We start from the raw sequence: 24,509 nt of genomic DNA on the forward strand, positions 1-24,509 counted from the left end.
CAGGTAGGCACCGTGGCTTCCTAGGAAGGTCCTTTCGCAGCCTATCCGTTGACTCAGTTCACCCGGGAGCCGACCCGGCCGTGGAAGTCCGGCCGAGGGCGATGGCGAGACCCTCTCCGGCCCACCCGGCGCCGTCCCTCCAGATCGTCGTGACGGCGAAGGCCGTGGCCGGCATCGCCGGAGCCCACGCGGGCTCGGGGGCCTGGGGGAGCACGAGGAACCGGTGCTCCGCCCGCTCCCCGCCGACGTGCTCGACCTCCATGATCCGCAGTACGGCCTCACGCATGCGTTCGTAGGTGTGCCCGCCCTCTCCCAGCACCTCGTACAGGACCGTCCCGTCCGGTCCCTTGCAGACGATGTCGGTGAAGGAGGACTGTGAGGGAGCGAGCCGGGCGCCGTGCAGCTCGGCGATGAGCGTGTGGCGCAGCTGCTCGTGGACGTGACACCGCCGGTCGGCGCGGACGCGCTCCTCCAGCGAGGAGACGAAATCCCGGAAGCCGCCGTCCCCGGCCGGCGTGTCGGACTCCATCGTCGTGTTCTCCTCGGCGAGTGGGCTGGGCGTGTCGATGGTGAGCTCGGTGGCGAGCGAAGTGACCGGCACGGTCAGCGCGGGCGGTACGGCCGGCGTCGAGGTGACCGGCGCGTCCGGCACGGTGAGCGTCGGAGCGGCCGGTTCGTTCGTCACGGCGAGTGTCGAGGTGACCTGCTCACCCGGTACGGCGAGAGCCTGCTCACCCGGTACGGCGAGAGCCTGCTCACCCGGTACGGCGAGAGCCTGCTCACCCGGTACGGGAGAGGTCGAGTCCGGTACGGGGAGAGTCGGGCCCCGCCCGGGAAGGGACGAGCCCGGCCCGGGAAGGGACGAGGTGCTCCGCTCACCCGCGATGGCGAGCGCCGGGTCGGCGGGTCCGCCCAGCACGGCCGGGAGCGGCGCCGCGTGCAGCACGCTGAGCGACTGGGTGCACCGGGTGATCGCCACGTAGAGCCGGCGCGGTCCGGCGGGTCCCTGGTCGTGGACGGCGGCCGGTTCGACCACCACGACGTGGTCGAACTCCAGGCCCCTGGCCATGGTCGCGGGCAGGACGCTCACCGGCGGGACGCCGTCCGCCGGAACGGCCCCCTGGACCTCCGTCACCTTCCGCTCCAGCTCCTCCAGCAACGCGGAGCCGTCGGAGACGATCAGCGCGACCGACCGCGACCGCTCCAGACCGGCCGTGGCGAGATCCAGCGCCCGCGACACGGCCTCGTCCGCCAGCCGGTCCGGTTCGGCGCGTGTGATCGTCAGCGACGTCTCGTCCGTGCCGCGCACCGACTCGGGAACCGCGGTGGAGAGGGACACGGCCCTGGCCAGCGGTGCCGCGAACCGCATGACCTCGGCCGGTACCCGGTAGCCCGCGGTGAGCTCGGCCATGTGCCAGCCGTCGCGCCCGCCCAGGATTCCGGCCAGCCGCTCCCACACGTCGTACTGCCGGGCGCCGGTGGTCTGGGCGAGGTCGCCGAGCACGGTCATGGAGCCGCCGGGACAGCGGCGGGCGAGGGAGCGCGCCTGCATGGGCGTGAGGTCCTGGGCCTCGTCCACGACGATGTGGCGGTAGCGGCGCGGCTCGTCCCCGGACAGCAGGTGGCGCAGCTCCTCCAGGCAGACGAGGTCGTCGAGCGTCCAGGGCTCCTCGGAGGCGCGAGCCACCCGGGGGCGCGTGACGGCCTCCCGCTCCTCGGCGGTGAGCAGGCCGGAGGCCGCCGCCCGGAGCACCTCCGCGTCGTGCAGCGTCCTGCGCAGGATGGTCTCGGCGTTGAGGGCGGGCCACACGGCGTTGATCAGGGAGGCCACCCGGCCGTGCTTCTCGATGCCGGACCGCAGGGCGCCGTCCGGGCGCTGGCCGGGCAATGCCTTGGCGTACCTGGTCAGCAGCCGGTCGACGAACGTGTCGACGAACTTGCGGCGGCGTACCAGGTAGGGGCCGCTGGAGTCGCGCGCCTCGACGGCGAGCGCCTCGATCTCGGCGGCCGGGAGCGTCAGGGCGGTGCCCCGGTACGGGGTGCTGAAGACGTCGTCGCTGATGTGGGACGCCAGGGCCTCGGGGCGGACGCCGCTCTCGACGACACGGCGCAGCACCTCGGCCATCCGCTCGTCGGACTTGACCAGGTGCGCCCGCGGGGTGTCCTCGGCGCGGACCTCGCCGTCCCAGAGCCGTGACACCTCCACGGTCGCCACTCCCCGGCTGCCGAGCCTCGGCAGGACCTGGCTGACGTAGCGCAGGAACCCCCGGTGCGGTCCCACCACCAGGACATCGTCCGGGGTGAGCCCCCGGTTCGTCGGGTCCAGCAGCCAGACGACGCGGTGCAGGCCGACCGCCGTCTTGCCGGTTCCCGGGCCGCCCTGGACGACCAGCACCCCGGGCCGCCCGTCGGAGACCAGGTCCAGCTGGTCGCGCTGGATGGTCTCCACGATGTCGCGCATCAGCCCGTCGCGTCCCCGGTCGAGGTCGGCGAGGAGGAAGGCGCCGGCGTCCTCACCGGGCGGCTCGACGGCCCGCGGCTCCTCGGAGGAGGGGGCGTCCAGGCCGTCCGGGAGCGGTGCCGAGGTCCTGCGGTTCGTGACCCGGGGCCGGATGTCGTCGAGGTAGTCGGTCACCGTACGCCCGTGCACGCGCAGCCTGCGGCGGAGCCGGATCTCCCCGGGACGGGAGGAACGGGCCTTCATCCACCGTACGGCCTGGTCGGAGGTCCAGCTGATCACCACGAGGTCGCCCTCGGCGTCGCGGACCGAGCGGCGCCCGATGCGCCAGACGTCCCGGCCGTCGGGGTCGTCGGCGACGTCGACGCGCATGAAGACGAGAGGCCGCCCGCCGAGGTCGTCGTCCGCGCCGAACTCCGGGGGAACGTCCGGCACGAAGGGGAGACCGGTGCCGGAGTGCTCCTGGCCGTGCGTGTTCCTGACCCGGTCGGCTTTCAGCCGCCTCCGCTCGACGCAGTCGTACGCGTGGTCGACGGCACGCTGTTCCTCGGCGATCGCCTCGGCCCGCTCACTCGCGACCGCGGCGGCCCGCTCACCACCGGCGGCGAGCGCGGCACGTCCGGCACTGGCCGCGAGGGCCGCGGGGTTGCCGCCGATCGGCGCGGCGGGACGGTTGCCGCCACCCGCGGCGGCGATGCGACCGGTGCTGTCGCCGTTCGCCACGGTGGCGCGGTCGCCGCTTTCCACGGTGGTGCGGCCGGCGGGGTCGCCGTTCGGCGCGATGGCACGATCGGTGAGGTCGGTGAGGTCGGTGAGGTCGGCAGTGCCCATGTTTCCTCCGAGGTCGGTGCCCGTCGACGTCACCGGCCGGGGGCTTTCTTCGGTGGGACGCGCGGCCCGCGCCGGATCGGAGCGAAATGACTCCGCTCGGTAACCCGATCGGATGTGCGCCGCGTCACACCCATGGAACGTAGACCATTTCCTGAAAAATGTGAACTAAGTGCACAATGATTTTTTGCGTGGACGTGAGATTGAGATTGATGTGCGGACCGATTCACGTCCGTGACGGAACGTTCCCCGGGGTGATCGACTTCGAGGGCGCTTGAGGCTCGGCGGTTCGGAGCGGGTGACGGAATCCGGTTGTCGCGCGGGTCCGTGGAGCAGGGCGATCCAGCTCGCGGTGTCGGCTCGCGGCCGGGTGTCGAGCTTGGGCCGTCAGTGCCGAGCGGCGGAAGGCGGCGGGGCCCGGCGTGCGCGCCGGACCCCGCCGGGGAGTGGCCCGTGTTCAGGAGACCCTGTTGCGAAGCGGGACGTCGCGGATGAGGGGCCAGGTCATCGCCAGGCCGAGCAGGAGGCAGCCGAGGCCCGCCACCAGGGCCGTCGTGACGCCTGGGGTGAGGTCGAAGCCCAGCTCCGAGCTGAAGAACGGCAGCCTCAGGTTTCCGCCGATGGCCGACTCGCCCAGCACGACCAGTGCGACGCCGAACGGCAGGGAGAGCAGCCCGCCGGCCTGCCAGCGGTAGAAGGCCGCCCCCATGAGGGCTCCCGCGACCATCCAGGCGAGGCCCTGGACGAGGTGCTCGGTGAAGATCAGCGGCACCTGTGTCGGCGAGGAGAAGAGGTGGGTGCTCATCAGGGTCTGCGGCCGGTCGAGCAGGTTGTACAGGAGCGCCTCCAGCAGGTAGCCCAGGGTGATCAGGGCGGAGAACGCCGGAGCGTACAGCACGACGGTCACCGCGGCCTGCGCGCCGAACTGCCTGCGGGTCTGCCCGTGCGCGATGTACAGCGGGAGGAACTCCCTCATCAGGGAGACGCCGATGAACAGGACGAGCCAGCGGGGGATCTGTGTCGCGGCCTCCCACGTGCTGATCCTGAGTGTTCCGAACATCGCCACGCCGACCGTGATCAGGACGACCAGCACGTAGAACCCCGCCCACATGAGGGCGGTGTAAATCAGGGGGGCGCCCAGAAGGCGGCTCGGGAATCTCATCGGACGTCTCCGGCGGGCTCGGTGGGGACGGGGGCCGCGGGGGCTGCGGGGTCGGGGTCGGTGAGGTGGACGAACAGGTCCTGCATGGCGATCGGGCCGAGGTCCAGCCCGGCCTGAGCGGCCCTGGCCCGCGAGGTGGCGTCGAGGTCGCCGTAGACCATGGCGACCTTGGTCGGCCCCAGGGTCTTGGTGTTCAGGACCGTGAGCCCGGCGGTGAAGGCGTCGACCTCGGCCACCGGCCCGGTGACCGAGGTGCCGCGCGCGAGCAGGGTCTCGCTTCGCTCGTGCAGGAGCAGCCTGCCCTGGTTGATGATCAGGACCTCCTCGAACAGCGAGCTGACCTCCTCGATCAGGTGGGTGGAGAGGATGATCGTGCGCGGGTGCTCCATGTAGTCGGTGAGCAGGGCGTCGTAGAAGGCGTAGCGGGAGGGGGCGTCCATCCCGATGTAGGACTCGTCGAACATGGTCAGCGGCGCCCGCGCGGCCAGCCCCACCACCACTCCCAGTGCCGACCGCTGCCCCTTGGACATGGCCTTCACATTCGCCTTCCCCTTCAAGGCGAACCTGTCCATCAGCGTGCGGGCGTACTTCGCGTCCCAGTTGGGGCGGAGCGACTCGGCGAAGTCGAGCGCGTCCGCGGCGGTGCCGATGTCGACGGTCTCGCCCGCGTCGCGGATCAGGCAGATGTCACGGGTGACGGCCGCGTTCTCGAACACGGGGCGGCCCCCGACCCGCACCGTGCCGCCCGACTCCCTGCGGAAGGCGGCCAGCACCGACAGCAGGCTGGTCTTGCCCGACCCGTTGCGCCCCAGGAGCCCGTAGATCTTGCCGCCGTCAAGGGAGAACGTGACGTCGTCGACCGCCCTGACGGTGCCGTAGTCGACTCGCAGGCCGTCGGCCACGATGTTCATGCGTGCTCCTCAAGCTCGTTGATCCTCTTGACGATGTCGGTGAGGGGGATGCCGATCACCTTCGCCTCGGCCACCATCGGGGCGACCACCTCGGCGAAGAAGCTCTCCCGCCGCTGGGATCTGAGCGCCTCCCGGGCGTCCGGACTGACGAACATGCCGATGCCTCGTTTCTTGTAGAGAACGCCCTCGTCGACCAGCTGCTGGAACGCCTTGGCCGCCGTGGCGGGATTGATCCGGTAGAAGGCGGCGTACCGGTTGGTCGACATGACCTGGTCGCCGCCGCTCAGCGTGCCGTTCAACACCTCGGTCTTGATGCGATCGGCGATCTGCCGATAGATCGGGCTCTGGTCATCGAACATGGACACCCGCTTAGTTGGTTCATTACTATGGTAATGAACCATAGGAGCGAAGAGGCCGTGCGTCAACATCGGCCGGGTCGACCTGGGCGATCTGGATGCCGCTCACCCTCGCCGCGCGGCCATCGCCGAACGCCGGTCTCCGGGTGCGGGAGGGCCGGCGTCGGCCGCCCGCGAGGAGCGTGACGACGCGGTCGACCGTGCCGCCGATTCAGGACAACGAACTGGTCGCCGAAACCGCTCACCACATCGACCGGGCGCTCAACCACCCCAACGACACGGACCCCGCGGCCTCGAACTAAGAGCATTCCCGGGCTCTGGAACGAGAACGAGGCGCTCCGGAATCGGGCGCGATGGCCGGAGGTGAATTCTCCGGCCCGCGCCGAGCGGGGTGCGAATCCGGTGGAGAGTCCTCCGGCCGTCCCGGCTCACGCCCGCCGGAGGGCCGATCAGGCCCGGCGGTGGGCGTCGTCGAGATAGTGCAGGACGGCGGTGACGCGCCGGTCCGCCCGGTCGGTGGGGGCCAGGTCGAGCTTCGCGAAGATGCTGCGGATGTGCTTGTGGACGGCGCCGTCGGTGACGAACAGCCGTTCGGCGATGGCGGTGTTGCCCAGCCCCTCGGCCATCAGGGCCAGCACGTCGCGCTCGCGGGGGCTGAGGCGGTCCAGCCGGGTGTCGGGCCGGCTGCGGGTGAGGAGTTGCGCGACGACGTCGGGGTCGATGGCCGTACCTCCGTCCGCCACCCGGTGCAGCGCGCCCAGGAACTCCTCGACCCGCCCGACCCGCTCCTTCAGGAGGTAGCCGAGGCGGGAGCTGCCCTGGGCGAGCAACTCGGTGGCGAACGCCCGCTCGACGTAGGCGGACAGCACGAGCACGGCCAGGTCGGGGCGGCGGCGCCTCGCCTCGACGGCCGCGACGATCCCCTCGTCGGTGTGGGTCGGCGGCATCCGGACGTCGACGATGGCGACGTCCGGCCGGTGGGCGTCGACGGCGGCGAGGAAGCCGTCGGGGTCGGCGGCGGTGGCCACGACGTCGAGCGACTCGGCGCGCAGCAGCAGCGCGAGGCCCTCGCGCAGGAGCGGGTCGTCCTCGGCGATCACGATCCGCATGGCAGGCTCACCGTGAGGGTGGTGGGACCACCGGGAGGGCTGTTCAGCATGAATGCCCCGTCGTGTGCTTCGGTACGGCGGCGGATGCCGACGAGCCCCGACCCGCTGTGCTCGTCCGCCCCGCCGTGGCCGTCGTCGGTGATCTGGAGATGGAGCCGGTCGGCGTCGCGGTGGACCTTGACGGTGGCGTGCCGGGCGTGGCTGTGCCTGGTGATGTTGGTGAGCGCCTCGGCCGCCACGAAGTAGGCCGTGGCCTCGACGGAGGCGGCGCACCGGACGGGGATGTCGGCGTCGATCCGGCACGGGATCGGGCAGGTCGTGGCCAGGCCGGTGAGGGCGTCGGCGAGGCTCCGGTCGGTCAGCACCGGAGGCAGGATGCTGCGGGCGACCGCGCGAAGCTCGGCGAGCGCCTGCTCGGCGGCGCTCTGCGCGCGGTCGATGATGACCTCCGCGTCGGACGGGTCGCGTGCCAGCGCACGACGGGCCGCGCCGAGCAGGATGGTGACGGCGACGATCCGGTTCTGGGTCCCGTCGTGCAGCGACCGTTCGATCCGCCGCAGCTCGGCGGCGTGCGCGTCCAGCGCGGCGGCGCGGGTCGCGGTGAGTTGCGCGACCCGCAGCGCGAGGTCGGTGCCGGGATCGGCCGGCAGGAGCCGCCGGCCTGGCCACGCCTGCAGCCGCGCCATCCCCGGTACGAGGAGCAGGGCGAGGACGATCCACCCCAGGCCGAGCAGGCTGACCCCGAGGGCGCCGGGCAGGTCGCGTACGGTCCAGAGCCCCATGGCCGAGGTGGCCGCCTCCTCCGGGGGCAGCAGCCGCCACCACAGCGGGAAGGTGGTGTTGGTCACCGCGCTGAAGGACACCGTGAGGCCGATCAGGCTGAGGAACAGCCCGAGGGTGGCGTGGGTGACCATCCAGCCCAGCTCCCGGCGGACGGCCGGATCGGTGAGGGCGGCGCGCAGGCCGGACGGTACCGGCTCCGGGCCGATGATCTCCGGACCCCAGCGGGAGAGCCGCGCGCGTTCCCGGTCGGCGACGGCGCGCAGCCCGCGCAGCGCGGCGGGCACCAGGAGCAGGCCCACGCCGACGAGGCAGGCCAGCGCGGTGGCGGCCACCAGGAGGAACGCGACCAGCGCCAGGACCGTGGTGCCCAGCCCGCCGACGAGGTGTTCGAACGCGTCCAGGGTGGCGCGGGCACGGGCGAACACGTCCCATCGACGTGCCGGTTTCCTTGCGGCCACGGGGTCAGGGGCCGGCATCCGCACCTCCTGGACCAGGCGAACCTCCTGGACCAGACGATAGGCCACCATTCGGGCCCATCATCAGATCATCGGCCAATGAGTGGCGAGGAGCGCCGAAGAGTACAGCCTGCTGTACCTCGGTTGTCCGGTGGGCAGGATCGCGGCGGGCGGTGATCGTCCGTAGCGTTCGACATGTGACAGGTGACCAGCCGAGCCCGTCGAATCCCGTCAAGTCCCACCAAGCCCCGTCGAGCCCGTCAGGCCTGTCGGGCCCGTCGAGCGCATCGAGCGCATCGGGCCCGTCAAGCGCATCGAGCGAGAAGAGCACCGTGACCGATCTCCACCACATTCCAGAGGCCATTCCAGAGGCCGCCGAGGCGTCACGTCCGGTACGGCCCGCCGGTGTCCTGGGCGGGACGGTGCGTCCCGTGCTGTGGTTCCTGCTGATGGTCAGCGCGGTTCTCAACATGGTGTTCTCGTCCGTCGGCACCAATGTCCTCGCCGGTATCGGGCTCGGGCTGGCCACCCTCGCGTGCGTCGCCGCCCTGATCGCCCACCACTACCGGAACCGGCGCCGATGAGCGCCGTGGCCGGGTTCGGCCGGACGGCGGCGATGGTCGCCTACGGCCTGGCGGTCGCCACCGTCTTCGCCGTCGCCGCTGCCGTCGCCGTCCCCGTGCTCCGCCTCGCCGCCGCCGTCCCCGTGTTCCGTCTCGCCGTGTCCCGGCCCGCTCCGGTCCCCGCCTCACCCCGGCTCGGAGCGGGGGTGGCAAGGGTGACGGAGACGGCGAGGACGGCGAGGACGGCGCGGACGACGAGGCCGATGCCGGCGGGCGGGTCCGAATAATTCTCATATTGAATAGGCGTCGCTTTAGGTGCCGTGTTTGAAGATAGGGAGAAGGGGAAAAGGAATGCCCTCGCGAGCCGGCGGGGGAAGCGTGCTTTTAGCTGAACGCGTTCCCGGCCGGTATTCGGGTCCCCTCGGTCTCACGGCAGGGAGCGAGACCGGGAGTGCGACCGAGATCCGCGTACGCCGTCCGTGCCCGACGAGCAGGGGCGGCGCGGGGCCCGGTCGCGCCGGTGGGCACGATCGCTGTGTTCTGCCTGGTCGCCGAAGCCGGTTGCGAACCGGCCGAAAATAAATCGAGTTCTTCCGGTCATGACACTCGGAAGCCTTCGAGCACACCACGTCCTTCGAGGTACGTGACGCGTCCGGTCGCCATTCTCCGATTCGTGAACACGATACGAGGAGGCCGCGACCGGGGTTCGGTATCGCCTCGTCACATTCGGGAGATCGATTAACGAAGGATAACTGCCTATTCTTGGAATATGGCCGATTCGACGGGGGCGAAGCTGGCCCTTCGCTATCTTCTCCTGCGTCCGCTCGGCCACGGCGGAACGGGCACCGTGTGGCTGGCCAGGGACGAGACGCTCGACCGCGAGGTCGCCGTCAGGGAGGTGCGGATCCCGGAGGGCGGCGATGAGCGGAGCCGCGCCGAGCTGGTGGCCAGGGTGACGCGGGAGGCCGAGGTCGTGGCGCGGCTGCGTCACCCGGCGATCGTCGCCGTACACGACGTGCTGGTGGAGGACGGCAGGCCGTGGATCGTGACGGAGCGGCTGCACGGCCGCGACCTCGCCGACGAGCTCGCGGCCCGCGGCCCGCTGCTCCCCCTCCAGGTGGCCGCGATCGGAGCCTCCCTGCTGGAGGCGCTGGTCGCCGCGCACGCGCACGACGTGCAGCATCGTGACGTCAGGCCGGGCAACGTGTTCCTGGCCGACGACGACCGCGTCGTCCTCACCGGCTTCGGCTTCGCCCGTTCCCCGGACCGATCCACGCCGGCCGGTACGAGCCGGGTCCTCGGAACGCCCGGGTTCGTCGCCCCGGAGCGCCTGGCCGGCGAGAACGGCGATCCGGCCTCGGACCTGTGGTCGCTGGGGGCGACCCTCCTCACCGCGCTGGAGGGTGTCCCGCCCTCCGAGGGCTCTCCCGCTGACGTGATCCAGGCGACGCTCACACGGGATCCGCGCCCGCCGAGGGACGCCGGTCCGCTGCCGTCGCTCCTGCGGTGGCTGATGGCCCGCGAGCCCGAGGCGCGCCCGGACGCCGAGATCGCGCTGGGGCTGCTGCGGCAGATCGCGGACGGTGAGTCACCGCGCGTCACCGCGCCGCGGGCGATCGATCGCCGGACGCGCCGGTGGACCCCGGCGGTCCTGCTCGCCGTGGCGGCGGCCGTGACCTCCGCCGTGGCCGCCATACTGCTCACGAGAGAGCCCGCACCGGCGGACAGGCCGGTGCCGCCGGTGCCACCGGTGTCACCTGTGTTCGAGAAGGCCGTGGACCTCTGCGGAGCGCTGTCCCCGGAACAGGTCACCGGGCTCCTCGGCGCTCCGGCCGGTGGGCGCGCGTCCGGGAACGGCTGCGAGTGGACGATCCGCGGCGCGGGGGTGGAGCTGACCGCCGTCACCGGCCCCGGCACCGCGGACCCGTGGTCGCTGACCCCCGGGTCCGCGCACGAGCTCTTCGCCGCCCTGGAGAGGCGGTGGCTGCACGGCACCCGCGACCTGGATTGGAGCCGGCACGAGATCGAAATCGGGGACGGGCGGCGGATGACCCGCTCCGTTCCCCGCGCGCTCACGGACGTGGGAGACGAGGCGTTCTCCTGGTACGCGACGAACGCCGAGGGGCGGGTCCGCGTGGTCGTGGTCACCTTCAGGCTCGGCAACCTGGTGGCGGACCTGCGCCTCGTCAACCTGGCGACCGGCTCCGGCGACGCCCTGCGGCGGGCGGGCGTCGAGGCGGCCAGATCGGCCGCGACCACCCTGCGAGGCATGGGCTAGAAACCGGCATGGGCTGCCGAGGACGTCGTGCCGGTGGCGCGGTCCGCGGTGGGCGCGCCCGGCGGCTGACCGGGAGTGGCGGCCCTCGTCAGCGGCCGGTACGCGGGCCGTCAGCCGCCTCGGCGAGGGTCGGTCACGTCACTCCCACCAAAACTCCCGCCAGAGGACGTTCGCCATGAATCCCTACCTGGAAGGCCCCTTCGCGCCGGTGAAGGAAGAGGTCACCGCGTACGACCTGCCCGTGTCCGGGCGCATCCCGCCGGAGCTCAACGGGCGGTACCTGCGCAACGGCCCCAACCCGCTGAACATCGAGGACCCGGTGGCCCATCACTGGATGCTCGGCGAGGGCATGATCCACGGGGTCCGGCTCCGCGACGGCCGCGCCGAGTGGTACCGCAACCGGTGGGTGCGCTCGGCCGAGGTGACCGACCGGCTCGGCGAGCCGCGCCGCCCCGGCCGGACCGGTGACGCCGACCCGGCCATGGACCTCGCCCCCAACACGCACGTCATCCGGCACGCCGGCCGCACGCTCGCGCTCATCGAGGCGGGTCCGCGGCCGTACGAGCTGGACGACGAGCTCGGCACCGTCGGGCCGTACGACTTCGGCGGGACCCTCGACGGCGCGTTCACCGCGCACACCAAGATCGACCCGGTCAACGGCGAGCTGCACGCCGTCACGTACTTCCCGCTGTGGGACCACGTCCGGCACCTGGTGATCGACGGGACCGGCACGACGGTCCGCGCCACCAGGATCCCGGTCCCGGACGCCCCGATGATGCACGACTTCGCGCTCACCGAGCGGCACGTCGTGCTGATCGACCAGCCGGTGACGTTCGACATGGAACTCGCGCGGGCGGGGGAGGCGGTGCCCTACCTCTGGGACGAGGCGCACCAGGCACGGGTCGGGGTCATGCCGCGCGCCGGGGGCGGGGTCCGGTGGATCGACATCGAGCCGTGCTACGTCGCCCACACCCTCAACGCCTACGACGAGGGCTCCTCCGTCATCCTCGACCTCGTCAGATACCCGCGGATGGACGTCCGCACCAACACCGCCGAGCCGGCCGTGCTGGAACGCTGGACGATCGACCCGGGGGCCGGGACGACGCACCGGCGGACGATCGACGACCGCCCGCAGGAGTTCCCCCGCGTCAACGAGAACGTCCTGTCGCGCCGCCACCGGTACGGCTACGCCGCCGTCACCGGGGAGATGAACGCGGTCGCGATGCCCCCGGTGGACGGGCCGCTCCCCGACGAGGCGTTCGACAACGCGCTGATCAAGCACGACTACGACCGGGGCATCGCCGAGGTGCACCGCTTCGGGCGCCACGCCAGCGTGGGCGAGGGCGTCTTCGCCGCCACGGGAGCCGCCACGGGAGCCGCCACGGGAGCCGCTTCGAGGGACGCTTCGGGGGGCGTCGAGGACGACGGCTACGTCCTGGCCTACGTCCACGACCCGGACCGCGGCGCGGCGGACCTGGTCATCCTCTCCGCCCAGGACTTCACCGGCGAGCCCGTCGCACGAATCCACCTCCCGGTCCGGGTGCCCCTCGGCTTCCACGGAAGCTGGCTCCCCGACCTGTGACGGCCGCACCGCAGGGTTGAAGGTTTCGGTCTCACGAATCAAGCGGGAACGAGCCAAAGTTTACACAGAGGGTTCAACGATACGGTTTAAGGGGTTGCCGGGATCACCGAGGAGACAGGAGTCACCATGACCGCCGATCCACCGGTACGGGACGACGCGTGGGCGTTCGGCGGCGAGAGCGCCGCCGATCTCGGCTCCGCGATGACGAGCCTTCTCAGGTCGCTTCCCACCAGGCCACGCCTGCTCGGTCTGGGGGAGGCCATGCACGGTGAGGAGGCGCTCCCGCGAACGCGGAACGAGGTCCTCCGGCATCTCGTCGAGCACGAGGGATACCGGTCGATCGCGCTGGAGAGCGACTGCCTCGCGGGCCTGATCGTCGACGAGTACGTCACGGAGGGCGTGGGAACGTTCGACGACGTCATGCGCCACGGCTTCAGTCACGGGCTGGGCGAGCTGGAGACGAGCCGCGAGCTCGTGCGGTGGACGAGGGAGTACAACCGGGACCGTCCCGCGCCGGACAGGGTCCGGTTCTTCGGGTTCGACGGCCCGTTCGAGATGACCGGAGCGGACAGCCCCCGGCGAGCCCTCACCGCGCTGCACGGCTACCTCGCGGCCCGGCTGGAGATCGACCTTCTCCCGTACACCGTGGGCACGATCGATCACCTGGTCGGCCCCGACGAGCGGTGGACCGATCCCGCGGTGACGATGGACCCCTCCCTGTCCGTGGGACTGTCCGCCGACGCCGGGGAACTGCGCCTCATCGCGGACGACCTCCTGGCGTTGCTCACCGCGGAGTCGCCGCGCCTGATCCGCGCGACGTCGCGCGACGAGTGGTGGCGGGCGCACCTGTACGGGCGCACCGCGACCGGGCTGCTCCGCTACCACGCCGTGATGGCCGACACGTCCGAGGCGCGCATGGTACGGCTCATGGGCCTGCGCGACGCGATGATGGCCGACAACCTGCGGGCCGTCGAGGAGCGGGAACGCCGGGCGCGGCGCGGGCCGACACTGGTCTACGCCCACAACCGTCACCTCCAGAGAGACGAGAGCCACTGGCTCCTCCCGCCGGGCTGGGGGCCGCTGGAGGGCCGGACGCTGAGGTGGTGGAGCGCCGGCGCGGTCGTCGGCGCGCGGCTGGGCGACGAGTACGCCTTCGTGGCCTCGGCCCTGGGAGCCGCGCCGCACCACGGGCTCGACGCTCCGCGCCCCGACACCCTGGAGGGGATCCTGTCCACCCTTCCGGGAAACCGCTACGTCGTCGACTCCGCGAGCCTGGCCGAGGCTCTCGGCGCCACGGGGACCGAACCGGCACCGCGTACCGGCACGTCGGCGAACCACGGCTACTTCCCGCTGGATCCCGGCCACCTGCGCGAGACCGACGGGCTCCTCTTCGTCAGGCACATCGCCCCCGGAGCGGACGCGTGACCCGACCGCGCGGGCCGGGCCGGACGCGTGGTGACCCGGCCGCGCGGCCGGGGCCGGTCTAGATCGGCGGTCCCCAGTCGCCGAGGTGGGTACGGATGGTCCGCCCCGCCGCCTGCTCCGGGGTGAGCTGCGGCCTGTTCCCGGGAACCGGGATCGCCGCTCCCGGACCGGAGTCGCGGTACTCGCCGAACCTGGCCTCCTGCCAGGGACAGCCCGAGCTCATGTTCACGTACGGGGCGGTGGTGTCGATCACGGGGCCGAGCCAGGTCTCGCGCACGGTCAGCATCGGGACGGCGGTCGGGTCGCCGCTCGGCCGCCAGGGGCGGGCGAGACCGTAGGAGCCGTCGGGGACGTCACCGGTGACGCGGCACCTGGTGGCGAGGTAGCCGTACGGGTTCGCGGCGGCGGTGCTCGGCGCGAACACGAAACCGCAGGGCAGGAACGACACGTCGCGGGGCAGGGCGCGCAGCTCGCACCGGTCGAAGACCGCGGTGGCGCGGCCGAAGACGAAGTCGACGTCGCCCTCGATGTGGCAGCGACGGTAGTACTGCCGGGCGAAGGCGGCCAGGTCGAGGGTGTCGGCGTACAGCGTGTCCTGATGGCCGAGGAAGTGGCACGCCTCGAAGGCGGAACGGTCGCCCATGACCTTCACGGCGACGGCCTGCGTCGCGGTGATCTCCGGGTGATCGGCGCGCAGCCAGTCGTTGGCGAAGGTCACGTGCGCCGCCGTGAACCCGTCGGCCTGGACCGTGGTGGTGGCGCTGCCGCTGGTCCCGTACGTGCCGCCGCCGGGCCTCGGCGTCCCGGCGGCGTTGTCGAAGACGATGACGACGTCACGGGCGTCGCGGGTGGCGCCGAGGAAGGTCAGGCCGGTCTTGGCCTGGGGGACCAGCACCGTCTCGCGGTAGGTCCCGGCCGCGATCACCAGGGTCCAGCCCCGCTCCGGGGCGTCGGGCGTCGCGCCGACGGCGGCCTGGACGGTCGGGTGGTCGCCCCGGCCCTGGGGGTCGACGTACAGCGTGCGCTCGTTCCGCCGGTGCCGCGGTGATCCGTACGGCCCGAACGGGTGCCGGGTGGCGGCCCCGGCCTCCGTTCCGACCGCCGGGACGAGCGCGAGGCCGAGGGCCGCGGCCGCGGCTCCGGCCAGCGTCCGGCGCCGGCCGAACAGCGGACTCTGGGGCGTCATGGACACACTCCCGTGTTCACATACGTGAAAAGCTTCCTTTGAAGCAACAAAAGGAAGTTAGATAAATCAGAAAGTGGTGTCAATAGTCAGGATTTGTCGCTGATGTGATTTAAGGGGTGAGTCGGGTCGTGCGCGTGATCACAGATGAAGACGCGACGCCGATGTCACTCCCGGAGGAACCAGAGAAAACGACATCCGCCACCTGGGATATGAAACTTTCAGGGACGGCTGGAATGCCTCACACGCCGGTGAAGCCGGCCGAACCAGAGGTGGATCGCTTTCCGCGTGAGCCGGAACGCCGGTCAGGCCAGGGGCGCCACCGGCGAGAAAACCGCTTTCCCGCCCGTGCAGGGCTCAGTACACTCGCCACAGATCACGCGCTGCCACGACACCGTGGCGCGCGCCTTGACCAGTGAGGGGAGCATGTCGTGCGTCACCGCACCGCCGTGGTCGTTCCCCCGTCACGCTATGACGTGATCCTGGTGTCTTCGCCGGTCCCCGGCGCCGGCCGCGCGGCCCGCGCCGAACACCCGTGACGAACCTCTGACCCCCGCCCGCCCGATGGGGCGTGTCCCCGCGTGTCCCCCGTGGCCGTGCCACGCCGGGAGCCGGGCGGGCGCCCCCGCGCCCCGCGCCAGGGGTCTTATCACGACCTGACCTCGGGTCGTGCCGTCCGGGAATCGCGCCGTCCTGTCCGGATCACTCCGAAGGGCCACGGGCCGTGCGTACCGACCTGCGTCACCACATCACCGACTCGCTGACCGGCGTCCGCAACCTGGGCATCCTCGCCCACGTCGACGCGGGCAAGACCACCGTCACCGAACGGATCCTGTACGTCACCGGCGCCACCCACAAGCGTGGCGAGGTGCACGACGGGACGACCGTCACCGACTTCGACTCCCAGGAGCGCGACCGTGGGATAACCATCTTCGCCGCGGCGGTGAGCTGTGCCTGGGACGGCCACCGCATCCACCTGATCGACACCCCGGGCCACGTCGACTTCTCCGACGAGGTGGAGCGCTCGCTGCGGGTGCTCGACGGCGCGATCGCGGTGTTCGACGCCGTCGCGGGCGTCGAGCCGCAGAGCGAGTCGGTGTGGCGGCAGGCCGACCGGCACGGCGTGCCGCGGATCGCCTTCGTCAACAAGCTCGACCGCGCCGGCGCCGACCTCGACGTGGCGGTCGCGTCGATCCGCGACCGGTTGCGGGTGGTCCCGCTCGTCGTCCAGCTGCCGATCGGGCGGGAGGACGGGTTCACCGGCGTGGTGGACCTGCCGCGCATGCGGTCGCTGGTCTGGGCCGGAGGCCGCGACACCTTCGAGGAGGGGCCGGTGCCGGACGCCCTGCTGGAGGAGGCGCGCCGGCGCCGGAGGCTGCTGGAGGAGGCGGTGGCCGAACTGCACCCGGCCGCGCTGGAGGAGTTCTGCGCGGAGTCGGCGATCTCCGCGCCGACCCTCGTCGCCGCGCTGCGCGACCTGACCCGTACGGGTGAGGGCGTGGTGGTGCTGTGCGGATCCGCCTACCGCGACCGGGGGATCGAGCCGCTGCTGGACGCCGTCGTCGCCTACCTGCCCTCGCCGCTGGACGTGCCGCCGGTGCGCGGCACCGAGGACGGTGTCCGGGAAGGCGTGGTGCGGGAGCGGGCCGCCGACCCGGCGGCGCCGTTCGCCGCGCTGGTGTTCAAGGTGAGCTCGACCACCACCGGCAGGCTGTCCTACCTGCGCGTCTACTCGGGGACGATCCGGAAGGGAGACACGGTGCTGGACGCGGGCGCGCGGCGTACCGAGCGGATCGGCCGGATCCTGCGGGTGCAGGCCGACCGGAACACCGAGGTGGACCTCGCGGTGGCCGGGGACATCGTCGCGGTCGTCGGGCTGAAGGCGGCTCGCACCGGGGCGACCCTGTGCGACCCCTCGGCGCCGCTGGTCCTCGAACCGCCGGTCGTGGCCGATCCGGTGGTCTCCGTCGCGGTCGAGGCCCGCAGGAGCACCGACACCGGCCGGTTGGCGTCGGCGCTGGCACGGCTGGTCGAGGAGGACCCCTCGCTGGTGGTCCGGGCCGACCCCGAGACCGGTCAGACGGTGCTGTCGGGGATGGGCGAGCTGCATCTGGAGGTCGCGGTGGAGAAGATCCGCCGCGCCCACGGGCTGGACGTCGGCGTCGGGCGGCCGCAGGTGGCCTACCGGGAGACGGTCGTGCGCGGGGTGTCCGGGCTGCTGTACCGGCATGTCAAGCAGGACGGCGGCGCCGGTCAGTTCGCTCACGTCGTCCTCGACGTGGAACCGCTGGAGCCACCGGACGCCGCCCCGGACGCGGCGGGTTTCGTGTTCGGCTCGGCCGTCGTCGGCGGGCGGGTGCCGAAGGAGTACGTACGGGCGGTGGAGGCGGGGTGCCGGGACGCGCTGGCCGAGGGTCCCCTCGGCGGGCATCCGGTGACCGGCCTGCGGGTCACGCTGACCGACGGGGCCACCCACCCCAAGGACTCCTCGGAGATGGCGTTCCGCGCGGCCGGCCGGTTCGCGCTGCGCGAGGCGCTGCGGGCCAGCGCGATGGTGGTGCTGGAACCGGTGGTCGAGGTCACGGCCACCGTGCCCGGCGACGCCGCCGGTGGGGTGCTGGGCGACCTGGCGGCCAGGCGCGGCCGGGTCTCCGGCTCGACCGCGCGGGCCGGGACGGTGGTGATCACCGCGACCGTGCCGCTGGCCGAGCTGTTCGGCTACGCGACCCGGCTGCGCGGCCGGACCCGGGGCCGGGGCACCTTCACCACCCGGGCCACCGGGTACGCCCCGGTGCCGCCGGGCGCGATACCCGACGGGACGCCACCCCGATAGGACCCGGCAGGGACCAGCAGGGACCGGCGACGGCCTCGCCCTCGGGCGGGGTCGTCGTCCGGCGGCGTGCCGTGCCGCCCTCCCGCCGGGCTATGCTGCCTCATCCCGACGATGATCGACCGGCCGGGATGTGAAATGTCGCAGGCGATCCCTACCATCCGATCGACCGATCAGAAGAGCGGGTGGGAGACCGACATGGGCGCGTGGGGCACAGGACCGTTCGACAACGACGGGGCTCTCGACCGGCTGGACGACCTTGAGGACGACAAGGACACGGACCTGGCGGGCCGGCTCGCCGTGGTGATGCGGGAGATCCTCGACCAGGACGACTACGTGGAGGGGCCGGAGATGAGCGAGGCCGTGGCGGTGGCCTGCCTGGTCGGCGCCCGCGTGATCGGCACAGAACCGGACGTCGCCGCCGCCCGGTGGCTGGAGGGCAACCCCTTCGAGGCGTCCACCGAGCTCCGCGACCTCGCCCGGGACACCGTCGACCGGGCGGCCCGCCCCGGCGACAACGAGCTGTACGAGCTGTGGGACGACTCCGGCTCCCTGGACAAATGGCTCGCGACCCTCGTCCCCTACCGCCAGGCCCTGGCCTGACCCGCTGAGGAGCGGCATGACCGATCGGCGTGAGGCACCCGGGCAGGACGCGGGGGGCGGAGCGGAGGCCGGAGCGGGGCGCGGGGGTCTCGCGTGGGTGGTGACCGAGGTGGCCGCTCCCCAGTACGTCGTGATCGCGCTGCCGCCCGTGGCCGGGCTGCTCGCCCACGGATGGGCGGGCGCGCTGTGGGGTCTGCTCGCGGCGGTCCTGTGCGCCGGTGCGCCGGTGGGGGTGATCGCGGTCGGTGTGCGGCGGGGCCGCCTCGACTCGATGCACCTGGTCGACCGGAGATCCCGTACGGGGCCGATGCTCGTCGGCCTGGTCACCGTGGCGGCCGGTCTGGCGCTGCTCGTCCTGCTGGACGCGCCGGCCGTCGTGACGGCGACGGCGGCGGTGATGTTCGGCTGGGTCGTGGTCATGGGGGCGATCACCCTGGGATGGAAGATCTCCTTCCACACTGGGGTGGCCGCCGGGGCGGCGGTGGTGCTGGCGCACGTGCTGCCCGCCGTCGTCACGCTCGCGGTGGGCGCGGTCCTCGTCGGTGTGATCGGGTGGGCCCGGGTGCGCGTCTCCCACCACACGCCCGCCCAGGTCGTCGCGGGCGCGGCGGCCGGAGCGGGCGTGGCGTGGGCGGTCCTCGCGCTGATGCTCTGACCGCGTCCGAGCGAGACGCCGGGGAGACTCGACGGCACCCGCCCGTACGTCCTCCCGGGGTGTGTCCTCTGGTCAGGAGAGCCGGTGGGCGGCCGCTCTCCGGGTGCGCCCGCAGGTCACGGGAGCCGGTGGGAGCCCGCGCCCGCCGGGCGTGAGGCTCGGCGGGCGCCCGGCGTGTCCTCCGGTCAGGAGAGCTGGCGGGTGGCCAGGCGGGCGAAGAGGCCGTCCCGGTCGGCGAGGAGGTCGTCGTAGGTGCCCTGCTGGACGATCCGCCCCTCGTCCATCACCACGATGCGGTCGGCGGCCACCACCGTGGAGAGCCGGTGGGCGATCACCACCCGGGTGGCGTTGAGGCGGCGGGTGCTCTCGGCGACCCGGCTCTGGGAGGGGTTGTCCAGCGCGCTGGTGGCCTCGTCGAAGAACACGATGCGGGGCCGGGCGACCAGCGCGCGGGCGATCATGAGGCGTTGCCGCTGGCCGCCGGAGAGCGTGCTGGTTCCCTCGGAGAGCACCGTGTGCATGCCCATCGGCATCGCCCTGATGTCGTCGGCGAGCCCGGCCATCTCGGCCGCCGCCCAGGCGTCGTCCACGGTGTGGATGCCGCTGCCGACGATGTTGGCCTGGATGCTGCCCGCCTGCAGCGCGCCGTTCTGGAGCACCACCCCGCACTGGCGGCGTACCGCGGAGACGTCGAGTTCGGCGAGGTCCTGGCCGTCGTAGAGCACGGTGCCCGACAGCGGGGTCTCGAAGCCGAGCAGCAGCCGCAGCACCGTGGACTTGCCGCTGCCCGAGGGGCCGACCAGGGCCACGAACTCGCCGGGCTCGATCGAGAGGGCGACGCCGTCGAGGGTGAGCGGCCCGTCCTGGCCGTAGCGGAACGACACCTTGCTGAGCCCGAGCCGTCCCGACAGGTCGCCGGGGTCGGCCTTGGTGCCGTCGGTCTCCGGCCTGGCCTCCAGGATCGGCCTGATGTTCTCCAGCATCGGCACGACGCCCATCGCGGTGACGGCGGCGGCGGTGAACTGGAGGCTGGAGGCGAGCAGCAGGCTGAGCGCGGTGAAGAACGGCAGGAACGTGGCGACCGAGATCTGGCCCGCCATCGGCCCGGCCACCACCGCGAACACGACCGCCGTGCAGACCAGCGGGAATCCGGCGTTGAACGTGGTCACCGCGTTCTGGATGCGGCGGGCCGAGGCGGTCAGCGAGCGGCCCCTGGTGACCTCGCGCGTCCACTCGGCGAACGCCCGCTCCTCGGCGGCTGCGGCCCGCAGCTTCGGCATCGCGGTGAGCATCTGGAAGACCCGGGCCGACATGGTCCGTTCGTGCTCGTAGGCCTGCCGCTGCCAGCGCAGCTGCAGCCGCCCCGCGACGATGGCGAACCCGAGCCCGAACAGCATGAGCGCCGTGGCGACCAGGGCGAGACGCACGTCGTAGAAGTAGACCAGGACCAGGTTGGCCGAGCCGGTGAGCAGGCCCAGCGTGGCCGTGGTCAGCATCCCGGAGAGCATCTCCTGCGCCGAGCTGATGCCCAGCACCGTGGTGCCCAGCTCGCCGGTCGAGTAGCGGGCGAAGAATCCGGCGGGCAGGGAGAGCAGCCGGGTCCACAGGCCCGACTGCAGGGCCGAGGTGGTGCGGCTCTCGACCCGCAGCACCGCGATGTTCTGCACCACAGACAGGGCCGCGATCACGAACCCGGAGCCGATCACCAGCAGGGAGCCCTCGACGATGAGGTCGAGTTCGGCCCGAACCGTGAACACGCCGAGCACCTTGCCCGTCATGATCGGGACGAGCAGCCCGAGCAGGGCGACGAGCACCCCCATGGCGGCGAACCGCAGCAGGTCACGATGGTTGCCGCTGTCGAGGAACCCCAGGCGCAGCAGCGCGCCGATGGTCTTGACCGAGGCGGGCAGCGGCCGGTACAGCACGTGTGCCCGCTTCTCCAGGCCGCGGGCGACGGTCGCGGTGACCGGGGTGAGCACGCCGTCGTCCACCATGACGTAGCCGTGGCCCATGGTGAGCAGCGCCACGGGACGGCCCGCGGAGGTGCTGCCCACCATGGGTCCCAGGTCCTGTTTCCACCACGGGCCGTCCAGCCGGACCACCCGGGTCCTCACGCCGGAGGCGATCGCGATCGCCTGCAGGTCGCCGATCGGGCTGTCCTGGCCGCCGTGCCGTACCGGCGGCCGGACCTCGAAGCCCAGGTGCGCCGCGACCAGCCGGGCCGCGGCCAGGGCGGGCGGGTCGTTCGCCACGTCGGCGAGCTTGACCTGGACCTCGGTGTCGCGCAGTACGGCGTCGAAGCTCCGTACGGCCTGCGTCAGCACGGTGCTCTCGCGGTCGCGCAGGCCGGTCAGCGCGGCGCGTTCCTCGTCGAGCTGCCGTTCGAGGCGTTCGTCGACGGTGGCGAGCAGCCGGACGGCGTGGGCGGCGAGGAACTCGCAGAGCAGGCCCTCTTCGAAGACCGAGTGCAGCGAGCGGGTCCGCAGCCTGATCCTGGTGCGGGCGGTGAGCCAGTCCCGCTCGGTAAGGCAGATGTCGGTGCCCGCGCCGAGCACCAGGCCCTCGCTGTTGCCGATCCCCACCTCACCCTCCTCGACGCGCACGCAGCGCACGCCGTCGACCGACCGCAGGGTACGGCCCGCGTCCAGTTCGGCGGTCCCGTTGGCGGGCAGCGGGACGAACTGGCGGGGCGGCAGGGTGGCGGGCAGCGCCTCGGCGAGCAGCTCGATGCCGCGGCCGAGCCCCTTGACCAGCCAGGCGGCGGCCTCGGCGGGCAGGTCGTGCAGCATCGCGGCCGGGACGTCGGCCAGCTCGGCGCCGGGCACCGGGCGGGCCACGATCACGTGGCGCGGGCCGGGCGGCACTCCGCAGGCCAGCACCGTGCCCGCCTCGGCCCGGCCCAGGAAGTTCCAGCGCCCCTCCAGCTCGCCGTCGGCGGTCCTGACCGCGAACAGGTCCACCGTGCCCGACTCGACCAGCAGCATCCGCCCGGGGTTGTCGAGAATCGTGAATCGGTCGGTGCCGAGGTCCATCGGGATGGCGATCCCGGCGAGCGCTGTAAGCGCTGTGGGGCTCACAGTCCTCCTCCGGTGTTGAACAGCCGCGTGTAGATGCCGTCGGCGGCGAGCAGCTCCTCGTGGCTGCCGCGTTCGGCGACCCGGCCGCGGTCCAAGACGATGATCTCGTCCGCGTCGCGGATGGTGGACAGCCGGTGGGCCATCAGCAGGCAGGCGCAGCCCCGGCGGCGCAGGTTGTCCATGATGACGCGTTCCGTCTCCGGGTCCAGGGCGCTGGTGGCCTCGTCGAGGATGAGCAGGGTCGGTTCCGCGGCGAGCGCGCGGGCCAGTTCGAGCCGCTGCCGCTGGCCGCCGCTGAAGTTGCGGCCGTCCTCGCGGACGAACGAGTTGATCCCGCCGGGGCGGGCCAGCACGGCGTCGTAGACGGCGGCGTCGCGGAGCGCGGCGAGCACCACCTCGTCGGGGACCGCCTCGTCCCACAGGGTGAGGTTGTCGCGCACGGTCCCGGCGAACAGCACGATGTCCTGGTCTACGTAGGCCATCGAGCTGGCGAGCACGGTGCGCGGGATCTCGTCCAGCGGGTGGCCGTCGAGCATGATCTGCCCGGAGCGCGGTTCGTACAGGCCGGTGAGCAGGCGGCCCAGGGTGGACTTCCCGCTGCCGGAGCCGCCCACGATCGCGACCCGGCTGCCCGGTGTCATGCTCAGCGAGAGGTTCTCGATGATGGGATCGGTGAGCGGGCCGTACCCGAAGGTGACCTCCCGCAGTTCGAGGCGGCCCTCCAGGCGGGTGGTGATCTCCGTCTCGTCGCCGGTGCGCTCGAAGCAGCGGGCGATCGGGTGCCGTTCCACGTCGTGGATGCGCTTGGCGTCGGCGCTGAGGTCCTGCAGGCGTCCGCCGAGGTTGGTGAGCTGGGTGACCGGCCTGCTGAGCGCGGCGAGCAGGGTCTGGAAGGAGATGAGGATGCCGATGCTGAGCAGGCCCTCCACCACCCGCAGCCCGCCGATGAGCAGCATCAGGCCGGTGTTCACGGTGGCGAGCAGGGGCGGTACGACGACCAGCACCGCGGTGGGCACGCCGAGCCGCTGCTGCGCGGAGACGACCTTGGCGAGGAAGCCCGCCCAGCGGGTGAAGGCGTCGGGCTCCGCGCCGGTGGCCTTGACCGTCTCGATCATGCTGAGCGTGGCGAAGGTCGTGCCGGTGAGGTTGCCCCGGTCGGTACGGAGCGCGGTGACCGCGTCCTTGCGCGCGCGGGCGACCCAGCGCAGCACCAGGATGTTCAGCGCCGCCATGCCGACGCCGATGACGCCGAGCAGCACGTCGTAGCGGACCAGCAGGGCGGCGTAGAACACCACCAGCACCATGTTGATCACGGTCAGCGCGAGGTCGCGGGAGAGGATCTCGGCCACGGTGTCGTTGGTGGAGATCCGCTTGGCGACCTCGGCCGGGCGGCGTTGCAGGAAGAACTCGATGGGCAGCCGCAGCAGGTGCCGGAAGAAGCGGGCGGAGCCGACCAGCCCGACCCTGATCTCCAGCCGTAACAGGTAGTACTGCTGCACCGAGGTCAGCACGAAGACGGCCGCCGCGGTGAACGCCATCACGATCAGCAGCGGTGGCAGGACGCCGGGGGAGTTGCCGGTCAGCACCCGGTCGATGAAGACCCGGTAGTAGGCGGGCCCCGCGATGCCGGGCAGGAGCAGCAGCACGCTGGCCAGCAGCACCAGCGGCAGGGCGCGCCCCGACGGCAGCCGCCACTGGAGCAGCGCCTTGCTGAGCTTGGCGCGCTCGCCGCCCCGTTTGAAGTCGGGCCCGGGCTCGAAGGTCAGCATGATCCCGGTGAAGCCGGAGTCGAACTCCGACCACTCCATCAGCCTCGGGCCCGACGACGGGTCGTTGACCGCGACCATGGTCCGGCCGAACCGGGTCACCAGCCCCTCGACCACGATGAAGTGCTGGAACGCCCAGAAAATGATCACCGGGCCCGTCTGGTCGCGGAGCAGCTCGGCCTCGACCTGGAAGCCCTTGGCGATCATTCCGTAGGAGCGGGCCGCCGCGAGCATCGAGGACGCCTTGGACCCGTCCCTGGACACCCCGCAGCGGCCGCGCAGGTCTTCGAGCGGGACGTGCTTGCCGTAGTGGCCCAGGACCATCGCCAGCGCGGCCGCGCCGCACTCGACCGCCTCCATCTGGATCACGGTCGGTACCCGGTGGCGGTTCTTCCTGCGGGGGCGCGGGGGCTGTGGCTGCTTCTTGGACGCGGGCTTGGCGGTCTTGGCGGATTTCGCGGGCTTCAGTGTGGTGTTCGTCATCG

At 72.2% G+C, this 24,509-nt stretch carries 17 protein-coding genes; 8 read left to right on the forward strand and 9 right to left on the reverse strand.

Annotated elements, in window-relative coordinates; genetic code table 11:
* Positions 1-58 precede the first annotated feature (58 nt).
* The 6 genes from ACSC1Q_RS12560 to ACSC1Q_RS12585 all read right to left on the reverse strand — a co-directional run bounded on the left by ACSC1Q_RS12560 (position 59) and on the right by ACSC1Q_RS12585 (position 8,134).
* Positions 59-3,289, reverse strand: a complete 3,231-nt coding sequence (locus tag ACSC1Q_RS12560; protein WP_436758852.1) for a HelD family protein — start codon at positions 3,287-3,289, stop codon at positions 59-61.
* 454 nt (positions 3,290-3,743) lie between these two features.
* Positions 3,744-4,448 carry a hypothetical protein gene (locus ACSC1Q_RS12565; RefSeq protein WP_436758853.1) on the reverse strand — a complete coding sequence of 235 codons (705 nt, stop codon included), beginning with the start codon at positions 4,446-4,448 and terminating at the stop codon, positions 3,744-3,746.
* Positions 4,445-5,359, reverse strand: a complete 915-nt coding sequence (locus ACSC1Q_RS12570; RefSeq protein ID WP_436758854.1) for an ATP-binding cassette domain-containing protein — start codon at positions 5,357-5,359, stop codon at positions 4,445-4,447. Before ACSC1Q_RS12570 ends, ACSC1Q_RS12565 begins: the two co-directional genes overlap by 4 nt.
* Complete coding sequence (locus ACSC1Q_RS12575) at positions 5,356-5,718, reverse strand: GntR family transcriptional regulator (protein ID WP_436758855.1); 363 nt, start codon at positions 5,716-5,718, stop codon at positions 5,356-5,358. The genes ACSC1Q_RS12570 and ACSC1Q_RS12575 overlap by 4 nt, the downstream gene beginning before the upstream one ends.
* 446 nt (positions 5,719-6,164) lie before the next feature.
* Positions 6,165-6,824, reverse strand: a complete 660-nt coding sequence (locus ACSC1Q_RS12580) for a response regulator (protein WP_436758856.1) — start codon at positions 6,822-6,824, stop codon at positions 6,165-6,167.
* Positions 6,812-8,134 carry a sensor histidine kinase gene (locus ACSC1Q_RS12585; protein WP_436758857.1) on the reverse strand — a complete coding sequence of 441 codons (1,323 nt, stop codon included), beginning with the start codon at positions 8,132-8,134 and terminating at the stop codon, positions 6,812-6,814. The genes ACSC1Q_RS12580 and ACSC1Q_RS12585 overlap by 13 nt, the downstream gene beginning before the upstream one ends.
* Positions 8,135-8,394: 260 nt before the next feature.
* On the opposite strand from ACSC1Q_RS12585, the gene ACSC1Q_RS12590 reads away from it, so the two are divergent.
* The 5 genes from ACSC1Q_RS12590 (at position 8,395) to ACSC1Q_RS12610 (ending at position 13,910) form a co-directional block, all read left to right on the forward strand.
* On the forward strand, positions 8,395-8,646 hold the full coding sequence (locus ACSC1Q_RS12590) for a hypothetical protein (protein ID WP_436758858.1): 252 nt from the start codon (positions 8,395-8,397) through the stop codon (positions 8,644-8,646).
* Positions 8,643-8,912, forward strand: coding sequence for a hypothetical protein (locus ACSC1Q_RS12595; RefSeq protein WP_436758859.1), 270 nt, complete (start codon positions 8,643-8,645; stop codon positions 8,910-8,912). Before ACSC1Q_RS12590 ends, ACSC1Q_RS12595 begins: the two co-directional genes overlap by 4 nt.
* Positions 8,913-9,394: 482 nt before the next feature.
* A complete protein-coding gene (locus ACSC1Q_RS12600; RefSeq protein WP_436758860.1) occupies positions 9,395-10,903 on the forward strand; it encodes a serine/threonine-protein kinase in 1,509 nt (502 codons plus the stop codon).
* A 175-nt stretch (positions 10,904-11,078) separates the two neighbouring features.
* On the forward strand, positions 11,079-12,485 hold the full coding sequence (locus ACSC1Q_RS12605) for a carotenoid oxygenase family protein (protein ID WP_436758861.1): 1,407 nt from the start codon (positions 11,079-11,081) through the stop codon (positions 12,483-12,485).
* Between the two features lie 126 nt (positions 12,486-12,611).
* Complete coding sequence (locus ACSC1Q_RS12610) at positions 12,612-13,910, forward strand: erythromycin esterase family protein (protein ID WP_436758862.1); 1,299 nt, start codon at positions 12,612-12,614, stop codon at positions 13,908-13,910.
* 58 nt (positions 13,911-13,968) lie between these two features.
* On the opposite strand, the gene ACSC1Q_RS12615 is transcribed toward ACSC1Q_RS12610, so the two are convergent.
* Positions 13,969-15,096 carry a pectinesterase family protein gene (locus ACSC1Q_RS12615; protein ID WP_436758863.1) on the reverse strand — a complete coding sequence of 376 codons (1,128 nt, stop codon included), beginning with the start codon at positions 15,094-15,096 and terminating at the stop codon, positions 13,969-13,971.
* A 721-nt stretch (positions 15,097-15,817) separates the two neighbouring features.
* On the opposite strand from ACSC1Q_RS12615, the gene fusA reads away from it, so the two are divergent.
* From fusA to ACSC1Q_RS12630, 3 genes are all read left to right on the forward strand, one after another.
* Positions 15,818-17,926 (forward strand): elongation factor G, encoded by a 2,109-nt coding sequence (gene fusA, locus ACSC1Q_RS12620; protein WP_436758864.1) that lies wholly within the window; start codon positions 15,818-15,820, stop codon positions 17,924-17,926.
* A 195-nt stretch (positions 17,927-18,121) separates the two neighbouring features.
* On the forward strand, positions 18,122-18,526 hold the full coding sequence (locus ACSC1Q_RS12625) for a DUF4259 domain-containing protein (protein ID WP_436758865.1): 405 nt from the start codon (positions 18,122-18,124) through the stop codon (positions 18,524-18,526).
* A gap of 16 nt (positions 18,527-18,542) precedes the next feature.
* Positions 18,543-19,181 (forward strand): hypothetical protein, encoded by a 639-nt coding sequence (locus tag ACSC1Q_RS12630; protein ID WP_436758866.1) that lies wholly within the window; start codon positions 18,543-18,545, stop codon positions 19,179-19,181.
* A gap of 185 nt (positions 19,182-19,366) precedes the next feature.
* Here ACSC1Q_RS12630 and ACSC1Q_RS12635 read toward each other — a convergent pair whose 3' ends face one another.
* The gene (locus ACSC1Q_RS12635) at positions 19,367-22,258 is read right to left on the reverse strand and encodes an NHLP bacteriocin export ABC transporter permease/ATPase subunit (protein ID WP_436758867.1); all 2,892 of its coding nucleotides are present in this window, start codon (positions 22,256-22,258) and stop codon (positions 19,367-19,369) included.
* Complete coding sequence (locus ACSC1Q_RS12640; protein ID WP_436758868.1) at positions 22,255-24,507, reverse strand: NHLP family bacteriocin export ABC transporter peptidase/permease/ATPase subunit; 2,253 nt, start codon at positions 24,505-24,507, stop codon at positions 22,255-22,257. The genes ACSC1Q_RS12635 and ACSC1Q_RS12640 overlap by 4 nt, the downstream gene beginning before the upstream one ends.
* Between the last annotated feature and the right edge of the window lie 2 nt (positions 24,508-24,509).

This window comes from Streptosporangium heterodermiicola, from assembly GCF_051390675.1.
Taxonomy (GTDB): Bacteria; Actinomycetota; Actinomycetes; order Streptosporangiales; family Streptosporangiaceae; genus Streptosporangium.

Excerpts from the sequence above, each read along its gene's own strand:
- ACSC1Q_RS12560 (WP_436758852.1), bottom strand. The coding sequence starts at position 3,289 with ATGGGCACTGCCGACCTCACCGACCTCACCGACCTCACCGATCGTGCC.
- ACSC1Q_RS12565 (WP_436758853.1), bottom strand. The coding sequence starts at position 4,448 with ATGAGATTCCCGAGCCGCCTTCTGGGCGCCCCCCTGATTTACACCGCC.
- ACSC1Q_RS12570 (WP_436758854.1), bottom strand. The coding sequence starts at position 5,359 with ATGAACATCGTGGCCGACGGCCTGCGAGTCGACTACGGCACCGTCAGG.
- ACSC1Q_RS12575 (WP_436758855.1), bottom strand. The coding sequence starts at position 5,718 with ATGTTCGATGACCAGAGCCCGATCTATCGGCAGATCGCCGATCGCATC.
- ACSC1Q_RS12580 (WP_436758856.1), bottom strand. The coding sequence starts at position 6,824 with ATGCGGATCGTGATCGCCGAGGACGACCCGCTCCTGCGCGAGGGCCTC.
- ACSC1Q_RS12585 (WP_436758857.1), bottom strand. The coding sequence starts at position 8,134 with ATGGTGGCCTATCGTCTGGTCCAGGAGGTTCGCCTGGTCCAGGAGGTG.
- ACSC1Q_RS12595 (WP_436758859.1), top strand. The coding sequence starts at position 8,643 with ATGAGCGCCGTGGCCGGGTTCGGCCGGACGGCGGCGATGGTCGCCTAC.
- ACSC1Q_RS12600 (WP_436758860.1), top strand. The coding sequence starts at position 9,395 with ATGGCCGATTCGACGGGGGCGAAGCTGGCCCTTCGCTATCTTCTCCTG.
- ACSC1Q_RS12605 (WP_436758861.1), top strand. The coding sequence starts at position 11,079 with ATGAATCCCTACCTGGAAGGCCCCTTCGCGCCGGTGAAGGAAGAGGTC.
- ACSC1Q_RS12610 (WP_436758862.1), top strand. The coding sequence starts at position 12,612 with ATGACCGCCGATCCACCGGTACGGGACGACGCGTGGGCGTTCGGCGGC.
- ACSC1Q_RS12615 (WP_436758863.1), bottom strand. The coding sequence starts at position 15,096 with ATGACGCCCCAGAGTCCGCTGTTCGGCCGGCGCCGGACGCTGGCCGGA.
- ACSC1Q_RS12625 (WP_436758865.1), top strand. The coding sequence starts at position 18,122 with ATGGGCGCGTGGGGCACAGGACCGTTCGACAACGACGGGGCTCTCGAC.
- ACSC1Q_RS12630 (WP_436758866.1), top strand. The coding sequence starts at position 18,543 with ATGACCGATCGGCGTGAGGCACCCGGGCAGGACGCGGGGGGCGGAGCG.
- ACSC1Q_RS12640 (WP_436758868.1), bottom strand. The coding sequence starts at position 24,507 with ATGACGAACACCACACTGAAGCCCGCGAAATCCGCCAAGACCGCCAAG.